Origin of the sequence: Sanguibacteroides justesenii (assembly GCF_003204205.1) — a bacterium.
Lineage (GTDB): Bacteria > Bacteroidota > Bacteroidia > Bacteroidales > Marinifilaceae > Gabonibacter > Gabonibacter massiliensis.
This window is the reverse complement of the sequence record NZ_QJPL01000004.1, coordinates 140,201-159,237: the sequence shown is the minus strand read 5'-3', so window position 1 is coordinate 159,237 and position 19,037 is coordinate 140,201. Positions and strand designations below refer to the sequence as shown.

The window sequence follows — 19,037 nt, the reverse complement described above, 5'->3', positions numbered from 1 at the left end:
TTTTTTAGTTTAACTTATTTTCTTCATTTAATTCTTCTGTTCACTATTTCATAATCACTCTAACGAATTTAAATGAATAAGGTTTGTAAAATTTATTTTTATCTTTGTCCGAAATTTTGATTTTTGAATAGATTGATGATGGAAGATAGAGTTAAGCCTGTCTATATAGAAAAACTTTTTGAAAGTAAGAATCCTAAATTGGCCAGATGGATTCCCGGTTTTGTGTATTCTTTTTTAAAGAGAGTTATTTGCCAGGATCAAATAAATGATTTTATCTCTAAATACGGGGATCGGAAGGGACTGGATTTTTCCGACGGTATATTAGAATATTTGGATATATCCTTTCAGGTAGAGGGTGCGGAGAATCTGCCGGATCCTGACGGGAGATATATTTTTGCCTCCAATCACCCTTTAGGAGGACCTGACGGAATCATTTTGATCTCTTTTTTGGGTCAGAAATATCCGAATTTAAAGTTTCCGGTCAATGATTTGTTGATGAACCTGAAAAATTTGAACAATATCTTTTTGCCGGTTAACAAGCACGGAGGGTTGGCGAAGGAGGCTGCTGCGGCTATCGATGAGGCGTATGCTTCCGATTGTCAGGTGATCATGTTTCCTGCCGGTATGGTAAGTCGTAAGTATCATGGTGTGATACAAGATCCTGAATGGCAAAAGAGTTTCGTCAGTAAAGCGGTCAAACATCATCGGGATATCGTGCCGATACGGGTTGTCGGAAGAAATTCGAACTTTTTTTATAATCTGGCGAATTTTCGAACCAGGATCGGTTTAAAAATAAATATAGAGATGATGTTTTTACCGAAAGAGACCTTTAAAAAAAGAGGAGCCTCCTTTACGATAAAGATAGGAAAGCCCATACCGTGGCAGACTTTAGACAATAGCAAGACCTCCAAAGAGTGGGCAAAGATTATCCGGGATATGGTTTATCGGATGTAGAGGTTCGTTTTGACAGGCAATTAAAAGTCTGGAATGAAAGGTAAAACTCTATATTTTTTTTATTTTTGTGCGTAGATAAATCGTGATACCATGCAACCGGTTATATATCCTGTGGAAAAGGCGAAACTGATCGCCGAGTTGACGGAAGACAAGTTTGTTCGCAAGACGAATAAGGGAGGGAATGAGATTTACTCTTTGAATGCCCATAACGCTCCTTGTGTCATGCAAGAGATAGGTCGCTTACGCGAGTTGACCTTTCGTACGGCAGGAGGAGGAACCGGTAAGGCTGTCGATATCGATGAGTTTGATACGGACGAGTGCACACCTTACCAGCAATTGATTGTTTGGGACCCGAAGGAGTGTGAGATATTGGGAGGGTATCGCTACATATTGTGCGATAATCTTTCTTTGAACGCGGAAGGAGAACCGAATTTAGCTACCACTGAACTTTTTAGATTGTCGGAGAAATTTAAGAAAGAGTACCTGACGAAGATGATCGAGTTAGGGCGTTCTTTCGTGCAACCGCTTTATCAATCTACGAAAATGGGACGCAAGTCTTTGTTTGCTTTGGATAATTTGTGGGATGGATTGGGAGCTTTAACCGTTGAAAATCCCGAGATGAAATATTTTTTCGGCAAAGTGACGATGTACACGAGTTTTAACCGGGAGGCCCGGGATCTTATACTTTACTTTATGAGGAAATATTTTAGAGACCGGGAAAGACTTGTAGAACCGATTCGTCCTTTAGAGATTCATATTGACGAGAAAAAATTCAGCCGGATTCTGATCGGTGCCAATTACGAGGAGGATTATAAGATCTTATCCAAATGCGTTCGGGAGCACGGAGAGAATATCCCGCCTTTGGTGAACGCTTACATGAGTCTCTCTCCTTCCATGAGGACTTTCGGTACGGCCATTAACCCGACATTCGGAGGGGTGGAAGAGACGGCGATTATCATTAAAATCGAGGATGTTTACGAAACGAAAAAGGCTCGCCATATTTCAACCTACATTCCGAGAATATTGCGTTTAAGACGTTTTTAGTATGAGATGCCGACGAATATGAGACTGATGCCGATGGTTAAATAGACGAGAGATTCGATGTAATGCATGGCTAAGGAGAAGTGTTTCTGTTGCATCAGGCGACGGGATAGTCTGTCTGAGAGGATAGCCACAAACGAGAATACGAACCAGGCCTGGAGCATGAATAGGACGCCGAGGAGGAGAAGTTCCCCCGAGACGTTCGTTTTTGTCGGATTTACGAATTGAGGAAAGAAGGCTATAAAGAAAAGGAGCACTTTCGGATTCAAAATATTCATTAATATCCCTTTCTTGTATAATTTTTGTTCTGCCTGCTGATGCCGGGACATGGCAAGTGTGTCCGAATTCCTGTGAAGGAAAGATTGGACGCTCAGGTAAATCAGGTAGGCGGCTCCCATGAATTTCAGTATGATGAATGCTATCGGAGATTGGTATAACAAGAGGGAGAGTCCTAAACTTACGGCTGCCGTGTGGACGATCAATCCGGTACACAATCCCGTGGCGAATATGATTCCCGCTTTTTTTCCCCGGAGGATACTTTGCGTGATCACGAACAATATATCCGGTCCCGGCATTAAGGTCAATAGAATGGAAGCACTTAAAAATCCGATTATGTTCATGTTTCCCTCTTTTACGTTCGTTTAAAAGCTGTCAAATCAGTTTATCCGGATTCTGCTTGATGAAATCATCCCAATCCTTGCATTTGGAACCTCCGGTTGTGGGTAGGGAGCCTTGCAAATGGTGACAATAGGCGATGGCAATAGCGTCCGTTTCGTCCAACGTGGAGATCGTATCCGGCATGACCATGAATTTGCCTAAAAGCAAGGCGATTTGTTCTTTAGAAGCTTCTCCGGTTCCCGTGATGCTCATTTTAATTTTTTTAGGAGCGTACTCGAATATGGGAATATTACGTTGTAGGGCCGCAGCAATGGCAACCCCTTGCGCGCGACCCAATTTTAGCATGGATTGAATATTTTTCCCGTAGAATTGGGATTCAATGGCTAATTCATCCGGGTGATAACTATCGATGACTTGTAGGGTACGTTGAAAAATACGTTGTAGTTTAAGATAAGGATCTTCTACTTTTTTCATATCGACGACTCCGGAAACGACAAGTTCCGGCCTGCAATTTTTCCCGGTAGTCCGAATGATGGCATACCCCATAAAATTAGTGCCCGGGTCGATTCCCATTATGAGTTTTTCCATGTTATATTTCCTCCAATAAGGTGCTGAAATAGAGAACTTGTCGACCGAATTGATCGAGTAGCTTTTTCAATAACTCCTCCTGATGTTTTTCGAGGAAAGCCTGATAATCTTTTTCTGCCGGAAAGATCAATTGCAAGGAGAACGATTTGCCTTGCGGTTCTTGTGTTTTTATCCGGGTGAACAGTATATCGCTACATAATCCTTTCTCCCGAATAGCGGGAAGGTGATGATTTTGCATCCAGTTGATCAAGGAAGCTTCTGTGTCGTTTTCCACGTGGAAGGTGGTGTTGTAAACGTAGCGCATGGATAATATGGGAATGAACTGTTTACCTCTAAAAGCCCGATTATAAACAATTCGGCTTTCAGAGGTAATGGTTATTATTTTATCAAATCGGTTTTCATAAACGGCTGCAATACTTCCGGCACGCGAATGCCTTCGGGACTTTGGTTGTTTTCCAACAAAGCGGCCACGATACGGGGAAGGGCTAACGAACTGCCGTTCAGAGTATGCGCCAGCGTTGTCTTTTTGTCTCCTTTGTTTTTAAACCGTAATTTCAAACGGTTGGCTTGGAACTCTTCGAAGTTGGATACGGAGCTTACCTCTAACCAACGGTCTTGTGCTTTCGAATAAACTTCGAAGTCATAGGTTAAAGCAGAGGTAAAGCTCATATCTCCGCCACAAAGACGAACGATCCGATAGGGAAGGCCTAATTGGATCAATAAACTTTCCACGTGTTTAACCATACCGTCCAAGGCTTCGTAGGATACTTCCGGACGGGTAATCTGGACGATTTCCACCTTATCGAATTGGTGCAGGCGGTTCAGACCGCGCACGTCCTTTCCGTAAGAACCGGCTTCCCGCCGGAAACAAGCCGTATAGGCGGTATTTTTAATCGGCAATTGTTCCGCATCCAGAATCACGTCACGGTACAGGTTGGTAACGGGAACCTCCGCAGTCGGGATAAGATAGAGTCGGTCCTCGTTAACGTAATACATCTGTCCCTCTTTGTCCGGCAATTGTCCGGTTCCGAAGCCGGAATCTTCATTGACGACCAAAGGAGGCATGACCTCTTCGTATCCTGCTTTTGTATTTTCTTCGAGAAAGAAATAGATTAATGCTCTTTGTAAACGGGCCCCTAATCCCTTGTATACAGGAAATCCGGCTCCCGTGATTTTTACGCCCACCTCGAAATCTATCAATTGATATTTTTTTGCCAGATCCCAATGGGCTAATTGGCCTTCCTCGTGGACCGGAATATTATCGCTGATCTTTACGATCACGTTGTCTGCTGCACTTTTACCGGGAGGAACACAATCGTGCGGAAGATTCGGGAGTCTGACGATTAGTTCGTTCAATTCTGCTAAGGTGTCACTGTGTCTCGTCGTTAAAGCGGCAATCTCTTCCTTTAAGCGGGTGGTTTGTGCTTTAGCCGTCTCGGCTTCGGCTTTTTTCCCCTCTTTCATGAATAACCCGATCTGTTTGGAGATCGTGTTCATTTCTGCCAGCTTGTCGTCCGATTCTTTTTGAAGATTTTTTCTCGCATCATCGAGATATATGATTTTTTCCACCAATTCCTTTGCATCAAAGTTCTTGACGGCTAATTTTCGAATAACCGTCTCTTTGTTCTCTTGAATAAATTTTAAATTCAACATATCGATTTCGATTTATGATTTACGTTGGATTCCGGTCATTAAGTTGTCGATCCGAAACTCTTGTTTGCGGTTGTAAAAATAAAAAAAACTCCTGTCTTTAAGAGGCAGGAGTTTAAATATTTTGCATTTTTCTATTTATTCTGCAATAGGTTCTATGGAGACGTAAGATTTATCTCCTTGTTTTCTGGTGAAAACAACGTTTCCGTCAATCAAAGCAAATAAAGTATGATCTCTACCCATGCCCACGTTTAATCCCGGGTGATGTTGGGTTCCTCTTTGACGAACGATAATATTACCGGCTTTGGCAAACTGTCCGCCAAAAACCTTCACTCCTAATCGTTTACTTTCAGATTCACGACCGTTCTTAGAGCTACCTACTCCTTTTTTATGTGCCATATCGTATTAAAATTTTAGAAGTTACAAAATAAATTAAGCGTTGATCTCTTCAATTTGAAGCTGAGTCAAATATTGACGATGACCTTGTTTCTTAGCGTAACCTTTTCTTCTTTTCTTTTTGAAAACGATTACCTTGTCCCCTTTTAAGTGGGATAGTACTTTGGCCGTAACCTTTGCTCCCTCTACAATAGGAGTTCCGACTTTTACCTGACCTTCGTTTTCCACCAAGTATACTTTGTCAAATTCTACTTGTGAGCCTTCTTCTGCTTCCAGTCTGTGTACATAGACTTTACGGTCTTTTTCTACTTTGAACTGCTGTCCTGCGATTTCTACAATAGCGTACATTGTTTTTTATTATTAAAGTTAATACCATGGGGTGGGATGATTCCGCTTTTCATACCCCTGAGGTTAAATTTTCGCTCGGCAAAGGTAATAATAGTTTTTTGAATAGCAATCTTTTCGCTGGAAAAATCAATGATGGTGATTTGTCATTGTTTTATTTATAAAAATATATATATATTTAATAGCTGTATTGTCGTCTTATTTGAAGATCTTGACGTTTTACTTTCGCTTAAAATGTTGTATTTGTTTTCTAAATTGTAAAGATGGGGATAATGAATTTTAATCATATCGATCTGGTAGCCAAGTACGAGGAAAGAATCGTAAGGAGAAGCGGTATTTTCGTTTTTCTGGCGTTTTTGCTAATCGGGGGAATTTTAAGTTTTCACGTGTTTGCGCATAGTGACTGGCGTATTGCTTCTTACGCCTTTAGATTGGATATTCCTTCTGCCATCCCCTACACGAATGCTTATTTATTTTGCATTTTTCAAGCCTTTCTATCTATATTTATAGCGGGTGATTTTATAAGAAGGGAACCGCAAAAAAACACGAATGAAGCTTTATTGACACGTTCTGTCACTAATGTGGAATACGTGTTGGGAAAGGGATTAGCTGTTGTGAAAATTTTGATTGTGCTGGATATCGTGTTAATGGTGTTAACATCGATCCTTCACGTTTCTGCGACGGATGCGGTATTTTCTCCTTTATTGTATCTGTTTTATTTCTTTACCTTAACACTACCGGCCATTTTTTTTACCACGGCATGGATTGTATGTATAAAGATTTTCGTGCGGTCACGGGTTTTTGCTCTGTTGTTGTTATTGTTATGTTTGTGGGGAACTTTAATGCTACTTCCGTTTTTAGCTCACGGGATAGGTGATTTTACGGCTTCGCGTATACCGAATGTATTTTCGCCCATAGCGGGACATCCCGGAATAGGAAGTTATCTTTTGCAGCGCTTGGTGTTTGTTTGGTTTGCCCTGGGGTTATTCGCTCTTTCCGTTGTCGGTTTCAAACGATTATCCGAAAAGCGGAAGTACGTCGGATGGATTATACCCGTTTGTTTTTGGGCAGGTATAGTCACCGCTTGTTGTTATCTTTTCCCTTTTGAACGTCATAATGAACTTCGGGATCATTATCGGTCTATTTACGAACGGTACGATAATACTCCCAAGGTGAACACGAATAAACACGAGATCACGTTTCGTCAGGAAGGAGAACGTTTATCTTCGACCAGTAAGCTCATGATCGAAAATCGGAACCTCACGGCGATAGATACGCTACTGTTTTACCTGAACCCGGGGTTGGAGCTTTCCGGCTTGACAATAGACGGAAGGGAGATGTCCTTCGAGCGAGAGGAGCAGGTAATAATTATTCCGTATGGGTTGCAGCCGGGTGATAGTTTATCGGTAACCATGAGTTATTCGGGAAAGATCGATCCTTTTATTTGTTATCCCGATATCGAGAATAAAGAGTTTAACGAGATGGATTTTAACAACATGTTATGTTTAGGTCATCGTTTTTTCTTTTTGACGGACGCTTTTACCTTGTTGACTCCTGAAACGATCTGGTATCCCACGACGATACCGGTTACTAACATCGGTTTTCCCTGGATGTCCCGTCGTGATTACACGTTATACCGGTTGACCGTGGTAGATCCCGTTCAAAAAACAGTTCTTTCGCAGGGAGAGATGTCCGTAAAGGAGGATACGATCCGTTTCGATAACAAGCAGAATCTTTTTGGAATAACGTTAGTGATGGGCGACATGGATAAAGAACAGTTTCGAGCTCTGGATTTTTTAAGTGAATATTACTATCCCCGGGGAGAGATCCCCTGTCAAGGGGCATTTTTGGCTTCAGAGGAAGGAAAAACACAATCCGTAGAAAGAATCAAATGGTTATTTACAACTTATTATAAGTATCCGTACGGGAAGGTGCAGCTTGTAGAAGTTCCTGTTTCTTTTCATACTTTTATTCGCCGGTGGAGAGAGGGAACCGATTACGTCCACCCGGAGCTCTTTTTTGTATCGGAACGGCGAACCAGCCGATTGACGGATTACAAAGACATCTTAGAAAAAAAGATACAGAGAGATTTGGCGCAAATCACTGAAGACATGAAAGATATGTTATGGGATGCGGTGAAAGCTATGCCGTTGGCTGAAGTTGAATCTGACCTAATTGTAAAAAATTTTAATTTGTTTTATAGAGCGGAACGAGAAAAGAATTTTTTTTCCTGGTTGTCTTTTATGAAAAAAAACGAGGATCGTTCTTCTATCACGGCATCTTCCTGGAATAAATACGATTGTTCTTTTTTGGGAAAAGAGGGTACTGTCTTGTTGAGTTCTTTCCGGTATCCCATGATTAATTCACTGTTTAACGTGATGAAGACGGATGAGTCACTTGCGAGTAATATATGGTTCAAAATAGTAAGGGATATGAAGGCAATTGAATTTCTTTCGGAGAAGAGCTTGGAACAAGCGTTTCAACCGGGAGAGGTGGTTCCTGAAATAAAGAGTATTGTAGACGTGAAAGGAAAAGAGTTGAGAAATCGTTTACTAAGTTTGGTGGGAGATTCGTTGAATCGCTTTGTCGATAGCTTTACGGAACGTTATAAACACAAAGAGGTCGATTTTGACCTGTTTTGTAGCGAGTTGAATCGTCGTTTTGATATAGATATTTATCCTGTATTGAATAGATGGTACACGGGGAAAGGGATTCCTTCTTTCGTGGTTCGGGATATAGAAATAAATGGGGATAAGGAAAAAGAGCTGGCTACAGTTTATTTTAAAGTTTGGAATAAAAGTGAGGTAGAGGGAATGGTTTCCGTGAATTATCAGTTTGCAAAAACCTCTGCGTTAAAATACATCACGATTGCTCCTCGTGCTTGTCTGGAGGTTGCGTTAGCCGTCCCGTTTAAAGATGGATTTTCGCAGTTTTCAATTTACCTCGGTTTATCTAAGAATTTACCGGAAGAGTTTGTCATTTGGGATGAGGGAAAAGTGTGGGTAGATCGAGATACGATTCGAGAGATCGACACGACTTGTTTTATGCCCCCTGCTAATGAAATTATCGTGGATAACGAGGACGAGGGATTTGTGATCCGGGAAGAGCGGTCGTCTTATTTCGAAAAGCCGGCTAAGGATAAAAAATACAATTCTTATCCTCCGAAGCAATCCGAATGGCGTTGGACACTTTTTGCTTCGTACGATGCTTATGGGGATGTGGTAAGAAGTTTTTACAGTAAGGGTAGCGGTAGAGGTAAGTCTCAGGTAGAGTGGAATGCCTCGATTCAGGAAGCGGGTACGTACGAGTTGTTTATCAAACATGTTTCTATTGATGGAAATTCTCGGAAATGGAAGGATGCTCCATCGGTGGAATACTCTTTCTTTCATGATAATGTAGAAGATAAAATAGTTTTCATTACTGATCAGTATTGGAAAGATAATATATTAACGGTTAAATTACATCGGGCAAACGGGGAGCAAGAAGAGATCGAGTTGGAGGGAAGAAAAGAGGGGAGAGGTTCTGATTTTTTTTATGGATGGATTTTTTCGGGAAGGTATGAGCTTTCTCCGGGCAATGTGAAGCTCATGCTTCAGGACAAGGGACTTTTACCCGGGGAGGTGTTGGCTGCCGATGCGGTAAAATGGGTTAAGGTAGAGTAAGATTTGTGTTGAAAATGATTATATCCCGGGGAAATCGATTTTATCTCCGGGATTTGTTTTATTTTTGCATGGGATTGGTTTTGTTAATTGGTAATGATATGAAATATATTGCTCGTTTTATCATGAAACTTTTCGGTTGGAAGATGGTCGGAGAGTTACCGAAAGATAAGAAAGCTGTGGTTATTTCCGTTCCCCATACTTCTATAATGGATTTTATTTGGGGAAAGTTGACTTTTATGAGTAAGGGAATACCCACATTTATATTGATGAAGAAAGAGTTTTTCTTTTTTCCGTTGGGAATGATATTGCGTGCGATGCATGTGATACCGGTTGACCGGGGAAATAAGGATAATCATTTGGTGGAGCAGATGGTGGAGGAGTTTAAGAAACGAGATACCATGTATTTGACGATTACTCCGGAAGGAAGTCGGAAAAAAAGGAAGAAATGGAAAAAGGGTTTTTTAGTAATTGCCAAGCAAGCCGGAGTTCCGGTTTATTTAGGACGTATCGATTACAAATACAAGTATTGCACGTGGGGAACCCGTTTTGAACCGTCGGATGATCCGGATGCCGATTTGCGTTACATCATGTCGACTTATAAGGATGCTCATCCTCGTCATCCAGAGAATTTTTCTACCGGTGATTGATTATGAAAGGGAAATTAAATATAGCTATTATACAAGCCCGGTTAGCGTGGGAAAACGTTCCTGAAAATTTAAGGCGTTTTGACGAGCGGATAGAGCATGTGACAGGGGCGGAGGTAATTGTTTTGCCGGAGATGTTTTCTTCCGGTTTTACCATGCAGGGTAAGGAGAAAATAGCTCCTTTTTACGAGGAGACTTATTCGAAATTGTTGGAATGGGCTTCCCGGAAGAAAGCTTTGATTATGGGATCGGTTATCTTTCGCCAGGAGGAGCGTTTTTATAATCGCTTATTGGCTGTTTTTCCGGATGGGAAGGTAGAGTGGTATGATAAGCGTCATTGTTTCACCATGGGGGGAGAAGACAAACATTTTACGTCCGGAAATAAAAAATTGCTCATTGAATACGAAGGGGTGAAAATAGCACCTTTCATATGTTATGATTTGCGTTTTCCGGTGTGGAGCCGCAATACGGAAATGTACGATATGGCTGTTTACGTGGCCAATTGGCCTGCCGTCCGGCGGGAAGCGTGGCAAATACTGTTGCGGGCGAGAGCGATAGAGAATCAATGTTATGTAATAGGTGTAAATTGTGTCGGGAAAGACGGGAACGAATTGGAGTATTCCGGTGATTCTGCGATTGTTTCTCCCAAGGGAGAGGTGCTGGTGCGATGTGAGGTTTACGAAGATGATATTCGTCAGATGGATATCGATTTGGTCGGTTTACGGGAATTTCGGAAGAGATTTCCCGTACTGGAAGACCGAGATAGGTTTATTATTCAGAAATAGTAGTAATTTCGCGTGTATTGTAGATCATAAGTAGTAATAACAGTTAACGGCAACGGATTTTGTATTCGAAGCTATTAAAAATGTAAGAAATGAAAAAAATTGGGTTAACCTTAATGGGATTGTGTATGATGTTAAGTTTGGCTGCGCAGGAGAAAATTTTGACAATGGAAGAGGCTATCGTGGGGTATCACCTCTATCCGCAGTCGAAATATATCGCGTGGCAGGGAGAGAGTAATAATTATACTTATCTTTCTGATAAAAATTTGATAAGTGAAAATGCGGCCACGGGAGAAAAAAGGGTCGTATTGACAACGGAAGAGTTGAATCGGATTTTAGGAACGGAATTGAAGGGATTTCCTCAGTTCTCCTGGTTGGATGAACAGACATTGGCTGTTCGACGTCAAGGTAAAGAGTTCCAAATCGATGTGGTCGGTAAAAGGTTGAAAAATACCATCGTGTTTCCCAAGGGTGCTGCTAATATAACTTATTGTGCTCCGGCTGAGGCTTATGCCTACACGGTGGATAATAATCTTTATTATGTCGATAAGCGAGGAAATAGTTTTGCCGTGACGGAGGATGAGGATAAGAATATCGTGAACGGGCAGTTCGTGAGCAGAAATGAATTTAATATTAACGAGGGGATATTTTGGGCTCCTGACGGAAAAAAAATGGCTTTTTACCGTAAAGACGAGAGTGAAGTAACCTCTTTTCCCTTGTTGGATATCGAGAGCCGTACGGGTACGTTACGTGAGATTAAATACCCGATGGCCGGAATGAAATCGGAGCAGGTAAGTTTAGGTATATACGATATGGCTTCCCAACGTATCGTGTTTTTGAATGCGGATGATTTTGGTAGGGAACAATACCTGACTAATATTACATGGAGCCCCCGAGGGGATGCCATTTACGTGCAGGTCTTGAATCGGGGACAGAATCATATGCGTTTGAATAAATACGATGCGTCAACAGGTAAATTGATAGCGACTCTGTTCGAGGAAAAATCGGATACTTACGTGGAACCGCAGGATAAATTGCATTTTGTCAACGGTTCGGATCGTTTTATTTTCCGGACGAATAACCGGGACGGTTATTTTAATCTTTATCTGCATGACGGGGACGGAAAATTACTTAAACGTTTGACTCCGGTGGAAGCTGATGTAGAGTTTGTCGCTATGGATAAGGCGGGTAAATATGCATACTATCTTTCGTCCGAGATCTCCCCGGTTGAGAAACAGCTTTTCCGGGTGGATTTGAAAAGCGGAAAAAGAAGTCGTTTGACTTCCGCCGAAGGATGGCACATGATTAACATGAGTAGCGACTGCTCCTATTTCGTGGATAATTACAGCAGCCAATATGTTCCCCGGGTCATTGATTTGGTAGCTAATAACGGGAAACAGGTGCGTCGTATTTTGACGGCCGAAAATCCGGTGAAGGACTATAAATTCGGAGATATTACTTTGGGCAAAATAAAAGCGGCTGACGGGAGTGATCTGTACTATCGTTTGATCAAACCGATCGATTTCGATCCGAATAAGAGATATCCGGTGATCCATTATGTGTATGGAGGCCCGCATCTGCAGCTGGTTAAGAATTCCTGGAATGCCTCTTTGAGTATGTGGGAGATGTATATGGCCCAGCGGGGATACGTGGTGTTTATATTGGATAATCACGGAACACCTAACCGGGGAAAAGCGTTTGAGGATATCATCCATCGGCAATGCGGACAACAAGAGATGGCCGATCAGATAGAGGGAATTAAATTCCTGACTTCTCAGCCGTGGGTAGATACGGATCGTATCGGTGTTCACGGATGGAGTTACGGAGGATTTATGACCATATCGTTGATTACCAATTATCCGGATATCTATAAGGTAGCCGTGGCCGGAGGTCCCGTTATCGATTGGAAGTGGTATGAAGTGATGTACGGAGAACGTTATATGGATAGCCCTCAAGAGAATCCGCAAGGATATGAGAAAGTAAGCCTTATTCATAAAGCGAAAGATTTAAAGGGAAAATTATTGATTTGCCAAGGAGCGGTCGATCCGGTAGTTGTGTGGGAGCATAGTTTAAGCTTTATCCGGGAGTGTATTAAAAATAACGTACAGGTGGATTATTTTCCTTACCCGTGTGCCGAGCACAATGTACGGGGTCGGGACCGGATTCATTTGATGCAAAAAGTGACGAATTATTTTGAAGATTATTTGAAATAAAATACGGAACAGGAGCCCAGATGGCGGCTCCTGTTTTTTTTATCAAGAAATCGGTCCGCGTGGAAAGTCCCGTTATAGGAAGTTGACGGTATGCGATATTTTGACGCAGGTGGTATCTCGAAGGTATGTAATTACATTTAGTAGTTTATTTTTTCTGTTTCTTCGGGTACTAATGGCTTCGATGTCGGAATTGAAATTTTTGTAGGGAGTAGTTTCCTGTCAATATTCAGGGGGAGGACGATGGTAACTTATGGAGCGATTTTTTTTTGAGGAGGCTATTTGTTGGAATAGGTTCATTAGAGTCTATGACTTTATCCGTATATTTGCCTCGAAATGGAAAGCTGTTTTCAACGTTCAATATTTTAATGTATGCGTATAGATATTTTAAGTGTAATACCGGAATTATTGGAGAGTCCGTTAAATCATTCCATTATTAAGCGGGCGAAAGAGAAGGGAATTGTGGAAATTTTTATCCATAATATCCGGGATTGGTCGAGAGACAAACATCGGAAGGTGGATGATTATTCGTTCGGGGGAGACGCGGGATTGGTTATGATGATTCAACCGGTTTTTGATTGCATTCGGGAGTTGACTTCCCAACGTCGGTATGACGAAATTATCTATACGGCTCCCGATGCTCCGACATTTAATCAACGAATGGCTAATGAATTGTCGTTGAAGGAGAATATTATGATTCTTTGCGGACATTATAAAGGGGTGGATCAACGAATCCGGGATTATTTGATTACCAGGGAAATATCTGTCGGGGACTATGTGTTGACGGGTGGGGAGTTACCTGCCTGTATCATGACCGATGCCATTGTTCGTTTGATTCCCGGGGCTATGAATGACGAGAGTTCGGCATTGAGCGATTCGTTTCAGGACAATTTATTGGCACCTCCTGTTTATACCCGTCCGGCGGATTTTAACGGATGGAAGGTTCCGGAGGTCTTGCTTTCCGGTAATCACGCGTTAATCGACGAATGGCAGGAAGAGCAGGCATACGAGAGAACCAGGTTATTGCGTCCGGATTTGCTGGGGGAAGATGAGTCTTCCGAGTAAATCCACTTCGTCTGTATCGAGGGTTTTATCGTTATAATGAACCTGAAAAGGAAAACGGGTGTAAGGTTGGCGTGAAAAAACAGAATGGATAACGAGTTGAAATGAAGAATCGCTGGCCGATAAATAAATAGCCCGATGATTATAGCTATCAGGCTTAATGAAATGTACGTATCATGATTCCGACGCTATTCCCGAAAAGATTCCGTTATTGTATAGGGCGGGACAAATAGTCTCCAGTGAATCGATCTGTCTGTTTGGGTATCCCCTACAACAATGAAATAACGATAAACGATTATAAAAATAAAAAGACATGTTACCGTAAAGGAGTGGTCACAAACAATAAATATATGATTCCTATCAGTATTACGATTACTGAAATTTAAAAATAAGATCTCACCAAGTCGTTTTAAATTTAATTCGAGTCACGGACCGGATATGCCGGGTGTTTATCATGAACAGAACATGTCCCTGTCAATTAACAAGCTTTTAATAAAAATGAAGGGGTATCAGTTCTTTTCGCTGGAATGTGTATTGAATTTGTTCCCGGAAAATTAGCAACTAAATCGGTATTTTCTGTCGTATCTTCACGTAGGGTGATGGTGAACGTGGCACTACCGGCGTTGGGTACGAATATGGCTGTTTCTGTCGTTTTATAGCCGATGTATGAGATTCTCAGTTTATACTCTTTCCCCATAACGGGTATGTTAAATTCGCATGTACCGTCCGCGGCTGTACTTGCTGCTGCAACTGTATTTCCTGTTTTGACATCTATCAATTCTACGGAGGCTCCTTCAATTGCTTCTCCGTTTGGGGCTTTAATTACGACTTTAACACTACCGGCTAAACTTGGAAGATAGATAAATGCCGTTAAAAAAATCATTAAAATTGTTTTCATGGTGGTTTGATTTTTAGTTAATAATTAAGGTCAGCGATTCTAAATTTTTTTCGAATATAGTGAATAATATTTAAATTGCAAATTTGAAACAGTACGGTTGAGAATAGATAAAATCGTGTTTTTGAGTACCACTTTTTTGTAAAATTCATTGTAAGCTAAAGATTTATTTGTATTTTTGCGCCCGTTATTAGAAAACATAATGTCTAATTTATTAGCAGAGAAAGAATTAATCATGACAGAAGAACAAAAAGAAATGCAAGTAGAACTTGCAAAAGAAGAAGTAAAAAAAACGGCGCCGGCAGTGGCAACTGCTGAGGCTGACGAGGATTTTGATTGGGAGGCTTATGCGAATGATGATGTGATTTCTGCATCAGAAAAAGAAGAATTAGCAAAAAAATACGCCGACACTCTTTCTTCCGTGGTAGAAAAAGAGGTAGTTGAGGGTACGGTTATCTCTATGAACAAGAGAGAGGTTGTAGTAAACATCGGTTACAAGTCGGACGGTATTATTTCGTTGAATGAATTCCGTTACAATCCGGAATTGAAGGTGGGTGACAAGGTAGAGGTATACGTTGAAACTCAGGAAGATAAAAAAGGCCAATTGACCTTGTCTCATAAAAAAGCGAGAGCTTTACGTAGCTGGGATCGCGTGAACTCGGCATTGGATAACGATGAGGTGATCAAGGGCTTTGTAAAATGTCGTACGAAGGGTGGTATGATCGTGGATGTATTCGGTATCGAGGCTTTCTTGCCGGGATCTCAGATCGACGTGAAACCGATTCGCGATTACGATGTATACGTTGGTAAGACCATGGAATTCAAAGTGGTTAAAATCAATCAGGAATTCAAAAACGTTGTTGTTTCTCATAAAGCTCTTATTGAGGCTGAGTTGGAACAACAGAAGAAGGATATTATTTCTAAATTGGAAAAAGGACAGGTACTTGAAGGTACTGTTAAGAATATTACCTCTTACGGAGTATTCATCGACTTGGGCGGTGTAGACGGATTGATCCATATTACGGACCTTTCTTGGGGGCGCGTAAACCATCCGAACGAAATCGTTCAATTGGATCAGAAGTTGAATGTGGTTATCCTTGACTTCGATGATGAGAAGAAACGTATTGCCTTAGGTTTGAAACAATTGACTCCTCATCCGTGGGATGCTTTGAGTGCGGACTTGAAGGTCGGTGACCGCGTGAAGGGTAAGGTCGTTGTTATGGCGGATTACGGAGCTTTCGTAGAGATTGCCGCGGGTGTAGAAGGTTTGATTCACGTATCGGAAATGTCTTGGTCTCAACATCTGCGTTCTGCTCAAGATTTCATGAAAGTGGGTGACGAGGTAGAAGCTGTTATTCTTACCTTGGATCGTGATGAGAGAAAGATGTCTTTGGGTATCAAACAGTTGAAAAACGATCCTTGGCAAAATATCGAAGAGAAGTATGCCGTGGGAACAAAACATAAAGCTATTGTTCGTAACTTCACTAACTTCGGGGTATTCGTAGAAATCGAAGAGGGTGTTGACGGATTAATCCATATCTCTGATCTTTCTTGGACGAAGAAAGTGAAACATCCGGCAGAATTTACTCAGATCGGAGCTGAAATCGATGTGGTTGTTCTTGAAATAGACAAGGAGAACAGAAGATTGAGTTTGGGACACAAACAATTGGAAGAGAATCCTTGGGATGTATTCGAGACTATCTTTACCGTTGATTCCATTCATGAAGGAACGATTACTGAAATTTTCGATAAGGGAGCGGTTATCGCATTGCCTTACGGTGTGGAAGGTTTCGCCACTCCACGTCATTTAGTAAAAGAAGACGGATCTCAGGCTCAGGTAGATGAAAAATTGCCGTTCAAAGTAATTGAGTTCAACAAGGGTGCCAAACGGATTATTCTCTCTCATTCCCGTATTTTTGAGGATGAGCAAAAAGCCGTAGAATCAGCCAAGAGAAAAGACGAAGCTCAAACCACGAAAAAAGCCGTTAAGAAAGTGAAAGAGAAGTTGGAAAAAACGACTTTGGGAGATATCACCGAGTTGGCTGCTTTGAAAGATCAAATGGAGGCGCAAGCTGAAGAAGAAGCTAAAAACGAAGAGGCGTAATTGATTCGTGAAATTTGAATTAACCATATTGGGGTGCGGTTCTGCCGTGCCCACTCTTCAAAGAAATGCTGCCGCTCAAGTACTTAATGTGCTTGAGCGGTACTTTCTTATAGATTGCGGTGAGGGTACCCAACACCAGCTCCGGCGTTTTAAGGTGCCTTACAATAAGATCAATCGTATTTTTATTTCTCATTTGCACGGGGATCATTTTTTCGGTCTGATTGGGCTGTTATCTACTTTTTCCATGCAAAACCGCAGGGGCGAGTTACATGTCTATGCCGACAAGCGATTACAGGAGATAATTGAATTTCAATTGAAACTCATGAACTCCCGCTTAAATTATCCCTTGATCTTTCATCATTTGGGACGGGAGCCGGAATTGATATACGAGGACAAGTTGGTTACCGTTCGTTCTTTTCCATTAAAACATCGGTATGAAGCTCCGGCAAACGGTTTTCTGTTTGCCGAGAAAGAGAGGCCGAGAAGTATCTGCCGGGAGATGGCAGAGGCTTTTCAGGTTCCGGTGGCTTTTATGCATCGGTTAAAAGAGGGAGAGGATTTTATAACTTCTGAAGGAGAGATTATTCCTAACGAACGGCTTACGGCGTCTCCGCCGGCACCTCGTTCGTATGCCTATATGACGGATACTCTTTTCCGGGAATCTTTTGCCGAATACGTGCGAGGTGTCGATCTTCTCTATCACGATGCCACGTATGGAGACGAGTTCGCGGACCTGGCGAAGGCGACTTACCACAGTACGGCAACCCAGGCAGCTCGAATGGCCGTGTTGGCCGGGACCAAACGACTTTTGTTAGGACATTTTTCATCCCGTTACATTGATCCTTCTCCTTTATTGGAACAAGCCCGTATCGTTTTTCCTGATACCGAACTTTCCAAGGATGGAGCTGTTTTTGAAATACCTTTGATAAAACGGTCTCGCCTTTAATTTTTATAACAATTCGTTTATACCTGTACGGGCTACGGGAAATTTTTATCGCGACTAAATTCAGCTTAGGAACCTCGATGTTTAGGGAGAGCGAATCTTTGTAGCTTATTTTAAAAATTATTTAGGAACAATAGTACCAACGACGATTTTGAGTATTCTATATACGTGGTTAAAAGATAAAGTCATTTATTCAAAACTATGTTTATATGGAAGAATCAATTGTGAAGGTGGAACATTTGTCCCATCGTTATAGTGTGCAATGGGCTATTCGAGACATTAATTTCGAGATAACCCGTAATGGTATTTACGGTTTGTTGGGTTCTAACGGAGCCGGAAAGTCTACCACGATGAATATTATGTGTGGGGTTTTGAAACAGACGGAGGGAGAGATCTACATTAAAGGGATAAGTATGCGGGAAAATCCGGTAGAGGCGAAGAGATATATCGGATTCCTACCTCAGAAACCTCCGTTATATAATGATTTGACAGTAGAGGAGTTTTTGACGTTTACGGCTAATATCCGAAGAATTCCGGCCAGTGAAGTGGCTGCGGCGGTGAAGAGTGTAATGGGGCGTTGCGGATTGACTCATTTCAGTAAGCGTTTGATCCGTAATCTTTCCGGCGGTTATCAACAGAGAATAGGTATTGCACAAGCTATCATTCATGATCCTGCATTTGTCGTATTGGATGAGCCTACCAACGGGTTGGATCCGAATCAAATCGTGGAGATTCGCCATTTGATAAAAGAGATAGCGGAAGACAGAACGATTATTCTTTCTACTCATATTCTACCCGAGGTACAGGCTACCTGTGACTATATACGGATGATAGAGGAGGGGCAAGTGGTCTTTGCCGGAACCGTGGAAGAGTTTGATAATTATATCGTTCCCAGCAGTATATTTGCTTCTTTGGCTTCTGCGCCCGACGTGGAGGATTTGAAGTCTCTTCCGGGAGTGATCAGTGCGGAGCATTTGGGAGGTATCAATTATCGTATTCAATTTACGGATGCGAGAGAGGCCATTTCTCATGTCGTCCAAGCCAGTGTGGCTAATGATTGGCAATTATTGGAAATCCGAATGGAAAAGAGTTCGTTGGATAATATTTTTGCCGAATTATCTACCAAAAGTAAAAAATAAAGAG

17 protein-coding genes are annotated in these 19,037 nt (G+C 41.7%); 10 read left to right on the top strand and 7 right to left on the bottom strand.

Annotation, left to right across the window (positions count from 1 at the left end):
- Nucleotides 1–138: 138 nt before the first annotated feature.
- Entirely contained in the window at nucleotides 139–954 is an 816-nt protein-coding gene (locus tag DMB45_RS07685) for a 1-acyl-sn-glycerol-3-phosphate acyltransferase (RefSeq protein WP_082032868.1), read from the top strand.
- A 90-nt stretch (nucleotides 955–1,044) separates the two neighbouring features.
- Complete coding sequence (locus DMB45_RS07680; protein ID WP_041502060.1) at nucleotides 1,045–1,998, top strand: GNAT family N-acetyltransferase; 954 nt, start codon at nucleotides 1,045–1,047, stop codon at nucleotides 1,996–1,998.
- On the opposite strand, the gene DMB45_RS07675 is transcribed toward DMB45_RS07680, so the two are convergent.
- The 6 genes from DMB45_RS07675 to rplU form a co-directional block, all read right to left on the bottom strand.
- Nucleotides 1,995–2,615: a LysE family translocator gene (locus DMB45_RS07675; RefSeq protein WP_041505408.1), complete on the bottom strand. Its 621-nt coding sequence runs from the start codon at nucleotides 2,613–2,615 to the stop codon at nucleotides 1,995–1,997. The two genes, DMB45_RS07680 and DMB45_RS07675, sit on opposite strands and share 4 nt — an antisense overlap.
- A gap of 31 nt (nucleotides 2,616–2,646) precedes the next feature.
- Complete coding sequence (gene ruvC / locus DMB45_RS07670; RefSeq protein ID WP_041502058.1) at nucleotides 2,647–3,201, bottom strand: crossover junction endodeoxyribonuclease RuvC; 555 nt, start codon at nucleotides 3,199–3,201, stop codon at nucleotides 2,647–2,649.
- Between the two features lies 1 nt (nucleotide 3,202).
- Nucleotides 3,203–3,505, bottom strand: a complete 303-nt coding sequence (locus DMB45_RS07665) for a DUF4286 family protein (RefSeq protein ID WP_041502057.1) — start codon at nucleotides 3,503–3,505, stop codon at nucleotides 3,203–3,205.
- A 74-nt stretch (nucleotides 3,506–3,579) separates the two neighbouring features.
- Nucleotides 3,580–4,854 carry a serine--tRNA ligase gene (gene serS, locus DMB45_RS07660; RefSeq protein ID WP_041505409.1) on the bottom strand — a complete coding sequence of 425 codons (1,275 nt, stop codon included), beginning with the start codon at nucleotides 4,852–4,854 and terminating at the stop codon, nucleotides 3,580–3,582.
- Nucleotides 4,855–4,989: 135 nt separating this feature from the next.
- Nucleotides 4,990–5,250, bottom strand: a complete 261-nt coding sequence (gene rpmA / locus DMB45_RS07655) for a 50S ribosomal protein L27 (protein WP_041502055.1) — start codon at nucleotides 5,248–5,250, stop codon at nucleotides 4,990–4,992.
- 33 nt (nucleotides 5,251–5,283) lie between these two features.
- The gene (gene rplU / locus DMB45_RS07650; protein WP_041502054.1) at nucleotides 5,284–5,595 is read right to left on the bottom strand and encodes a 50S ribosomal protein L21; all 312 of its coding nucleotides are present in this window, start codon (nucleotides 5,593–5,595) and stop codon (nucleotides 5,284–5,286) included.
- A 269-nt stretch (nucleotides 5,596–5,864) separates the two neighbouring features.
- Here rplU and DMB45_RS07645 point away from each other — a divergent pair, with 269 nt between their 5' ends.
- From DMB45_RS07645 to trmD, 5 genes are all read left to right on the top strand, one after another.
- Entirely contained in the window at nucleotides 5,865–9,254 is a 3,390-nt protein-coding gene (locus tag DMB45_RS07645) for an ABC transporter permease/M1 family aminopeptidase (RefSeq protein WP_181416499.1), read from the top strand.
- A gap of 98 nt (nucleotides 9,255–9,352) precedes the next feature.
- Nucleotides 9,353–9,901 (top strand): 1-acyl-sn-glycerol-3-phosphate acyltransferase, encoded by a 549-nt coding sequence (locus DMB45_RS07640; RefSeq protein WP_041502208.1) that lies wholly within the window; start codon nucleotides 9,353–9,355, stop codon nucleotides 9,899–9,901.
- Between the two features lie 2 nt (nucleotides 9,902–9,903).
- A complete protein-coding gene (locus DMB45_RS07635; RefSeq protein ID WP_041502052.1) occupies nucleotides 9,904–10,683 on the top strand; it encodes an amidohydrolase in 780 nt (259 codons plus the stop codon).
- A gap of 89 nt (nucleotides 10,684–10,772) precedes the next feature.
- Nucleotides 10,773–12,893 (top strand): S9 family peptidase, encoded by a 2,121-nt coding sequence (locus DMB45_RS07630; protein WP_110688628.1) that lies wholly within the window; start codon nucleotides 10,773–10,775, stop codon nucleotides 12,891–12,893.
- Nucleotides 12,894–13,262: 369 nt separating this feature from the next.
- A complete protein-coding gene (gene trmD / locus DMB45_RS07625; RefSeq protein WP_041502051.1) occupies nucleotides 13,263–13,955 on the top strand; it encodes a tRNA (guanosine(37)-N1)-methyltransferase TrmD in 693 nt (230 codons plus the stop codon).
- Nucleotides 13,956–14,430: 475 nt separating this feature from the next.
- Here trmD and DMB45_RS07620 read toward each other — a convergent pair whose 3' ends face one another.
- A complete protein-coding gene (locus DMB45_RS07620) occupies nucleotides 14,431–14,850 on the bottom strand; it encodes a carboxypeptidase-like regulatory domain-containing protein (RefSeq protein WP_041505411.1) in 420 nt (139 codons plus the stop codon).
- Nucleotides 14,851–15,103: 253 nt separating this feature from the next.
- Between DMB45_RS07620 and rpsA the strand changes: the two genes are divergently transcribed.
- The 3 genes from rpsA (at nucleotide 15,104) to DMB45_RS07600 (ending at nucleotide 19,033) form a co-directional block, all read left to right on the top strand.
- The gene (gene rpsA / locus DMB45_RS07610; RefSeq protein WP_394341858.1) at nucleotides 15,104–16,951 is read left to right on the top strand and encodes a 30S ribosomal protein S1; all 1,848 of its coding nucleotides are present in this window, start codon (nucleotides 15,104–15,106) and stop codon (nucleotides 16,949–16,951) included.
- Nucleotides 16,952–16,958: 7 nt separating this feature from the next.
- Nucleotides 16,959–17,897 (top strand): ribonuclease Z, encoded by a 939-nt coding sequence (locus tag DMB45_RS07605; RefSeq protein WP_041502049.1) that lies wholly within the window; start codon nucleotides 16,959–16,961, stop codon nucleotides 17,895–17,897.
- Between the two features lie 206 nt (nucleotides 17,898–18,103).
- Complete coding sequence (locus tag DMB45_RS07600) at nucleotides 18,104–19,033, top strand: ABC transporter ATP-binding protein (protein WP_041502048.1); 930 nt, start codon at nucleotides 18,104–18,106, stop codon at nucleotides 19,031–19,033.
- Nucleotides 19,034–19,037: the final 4 nt, after the last annotated feature.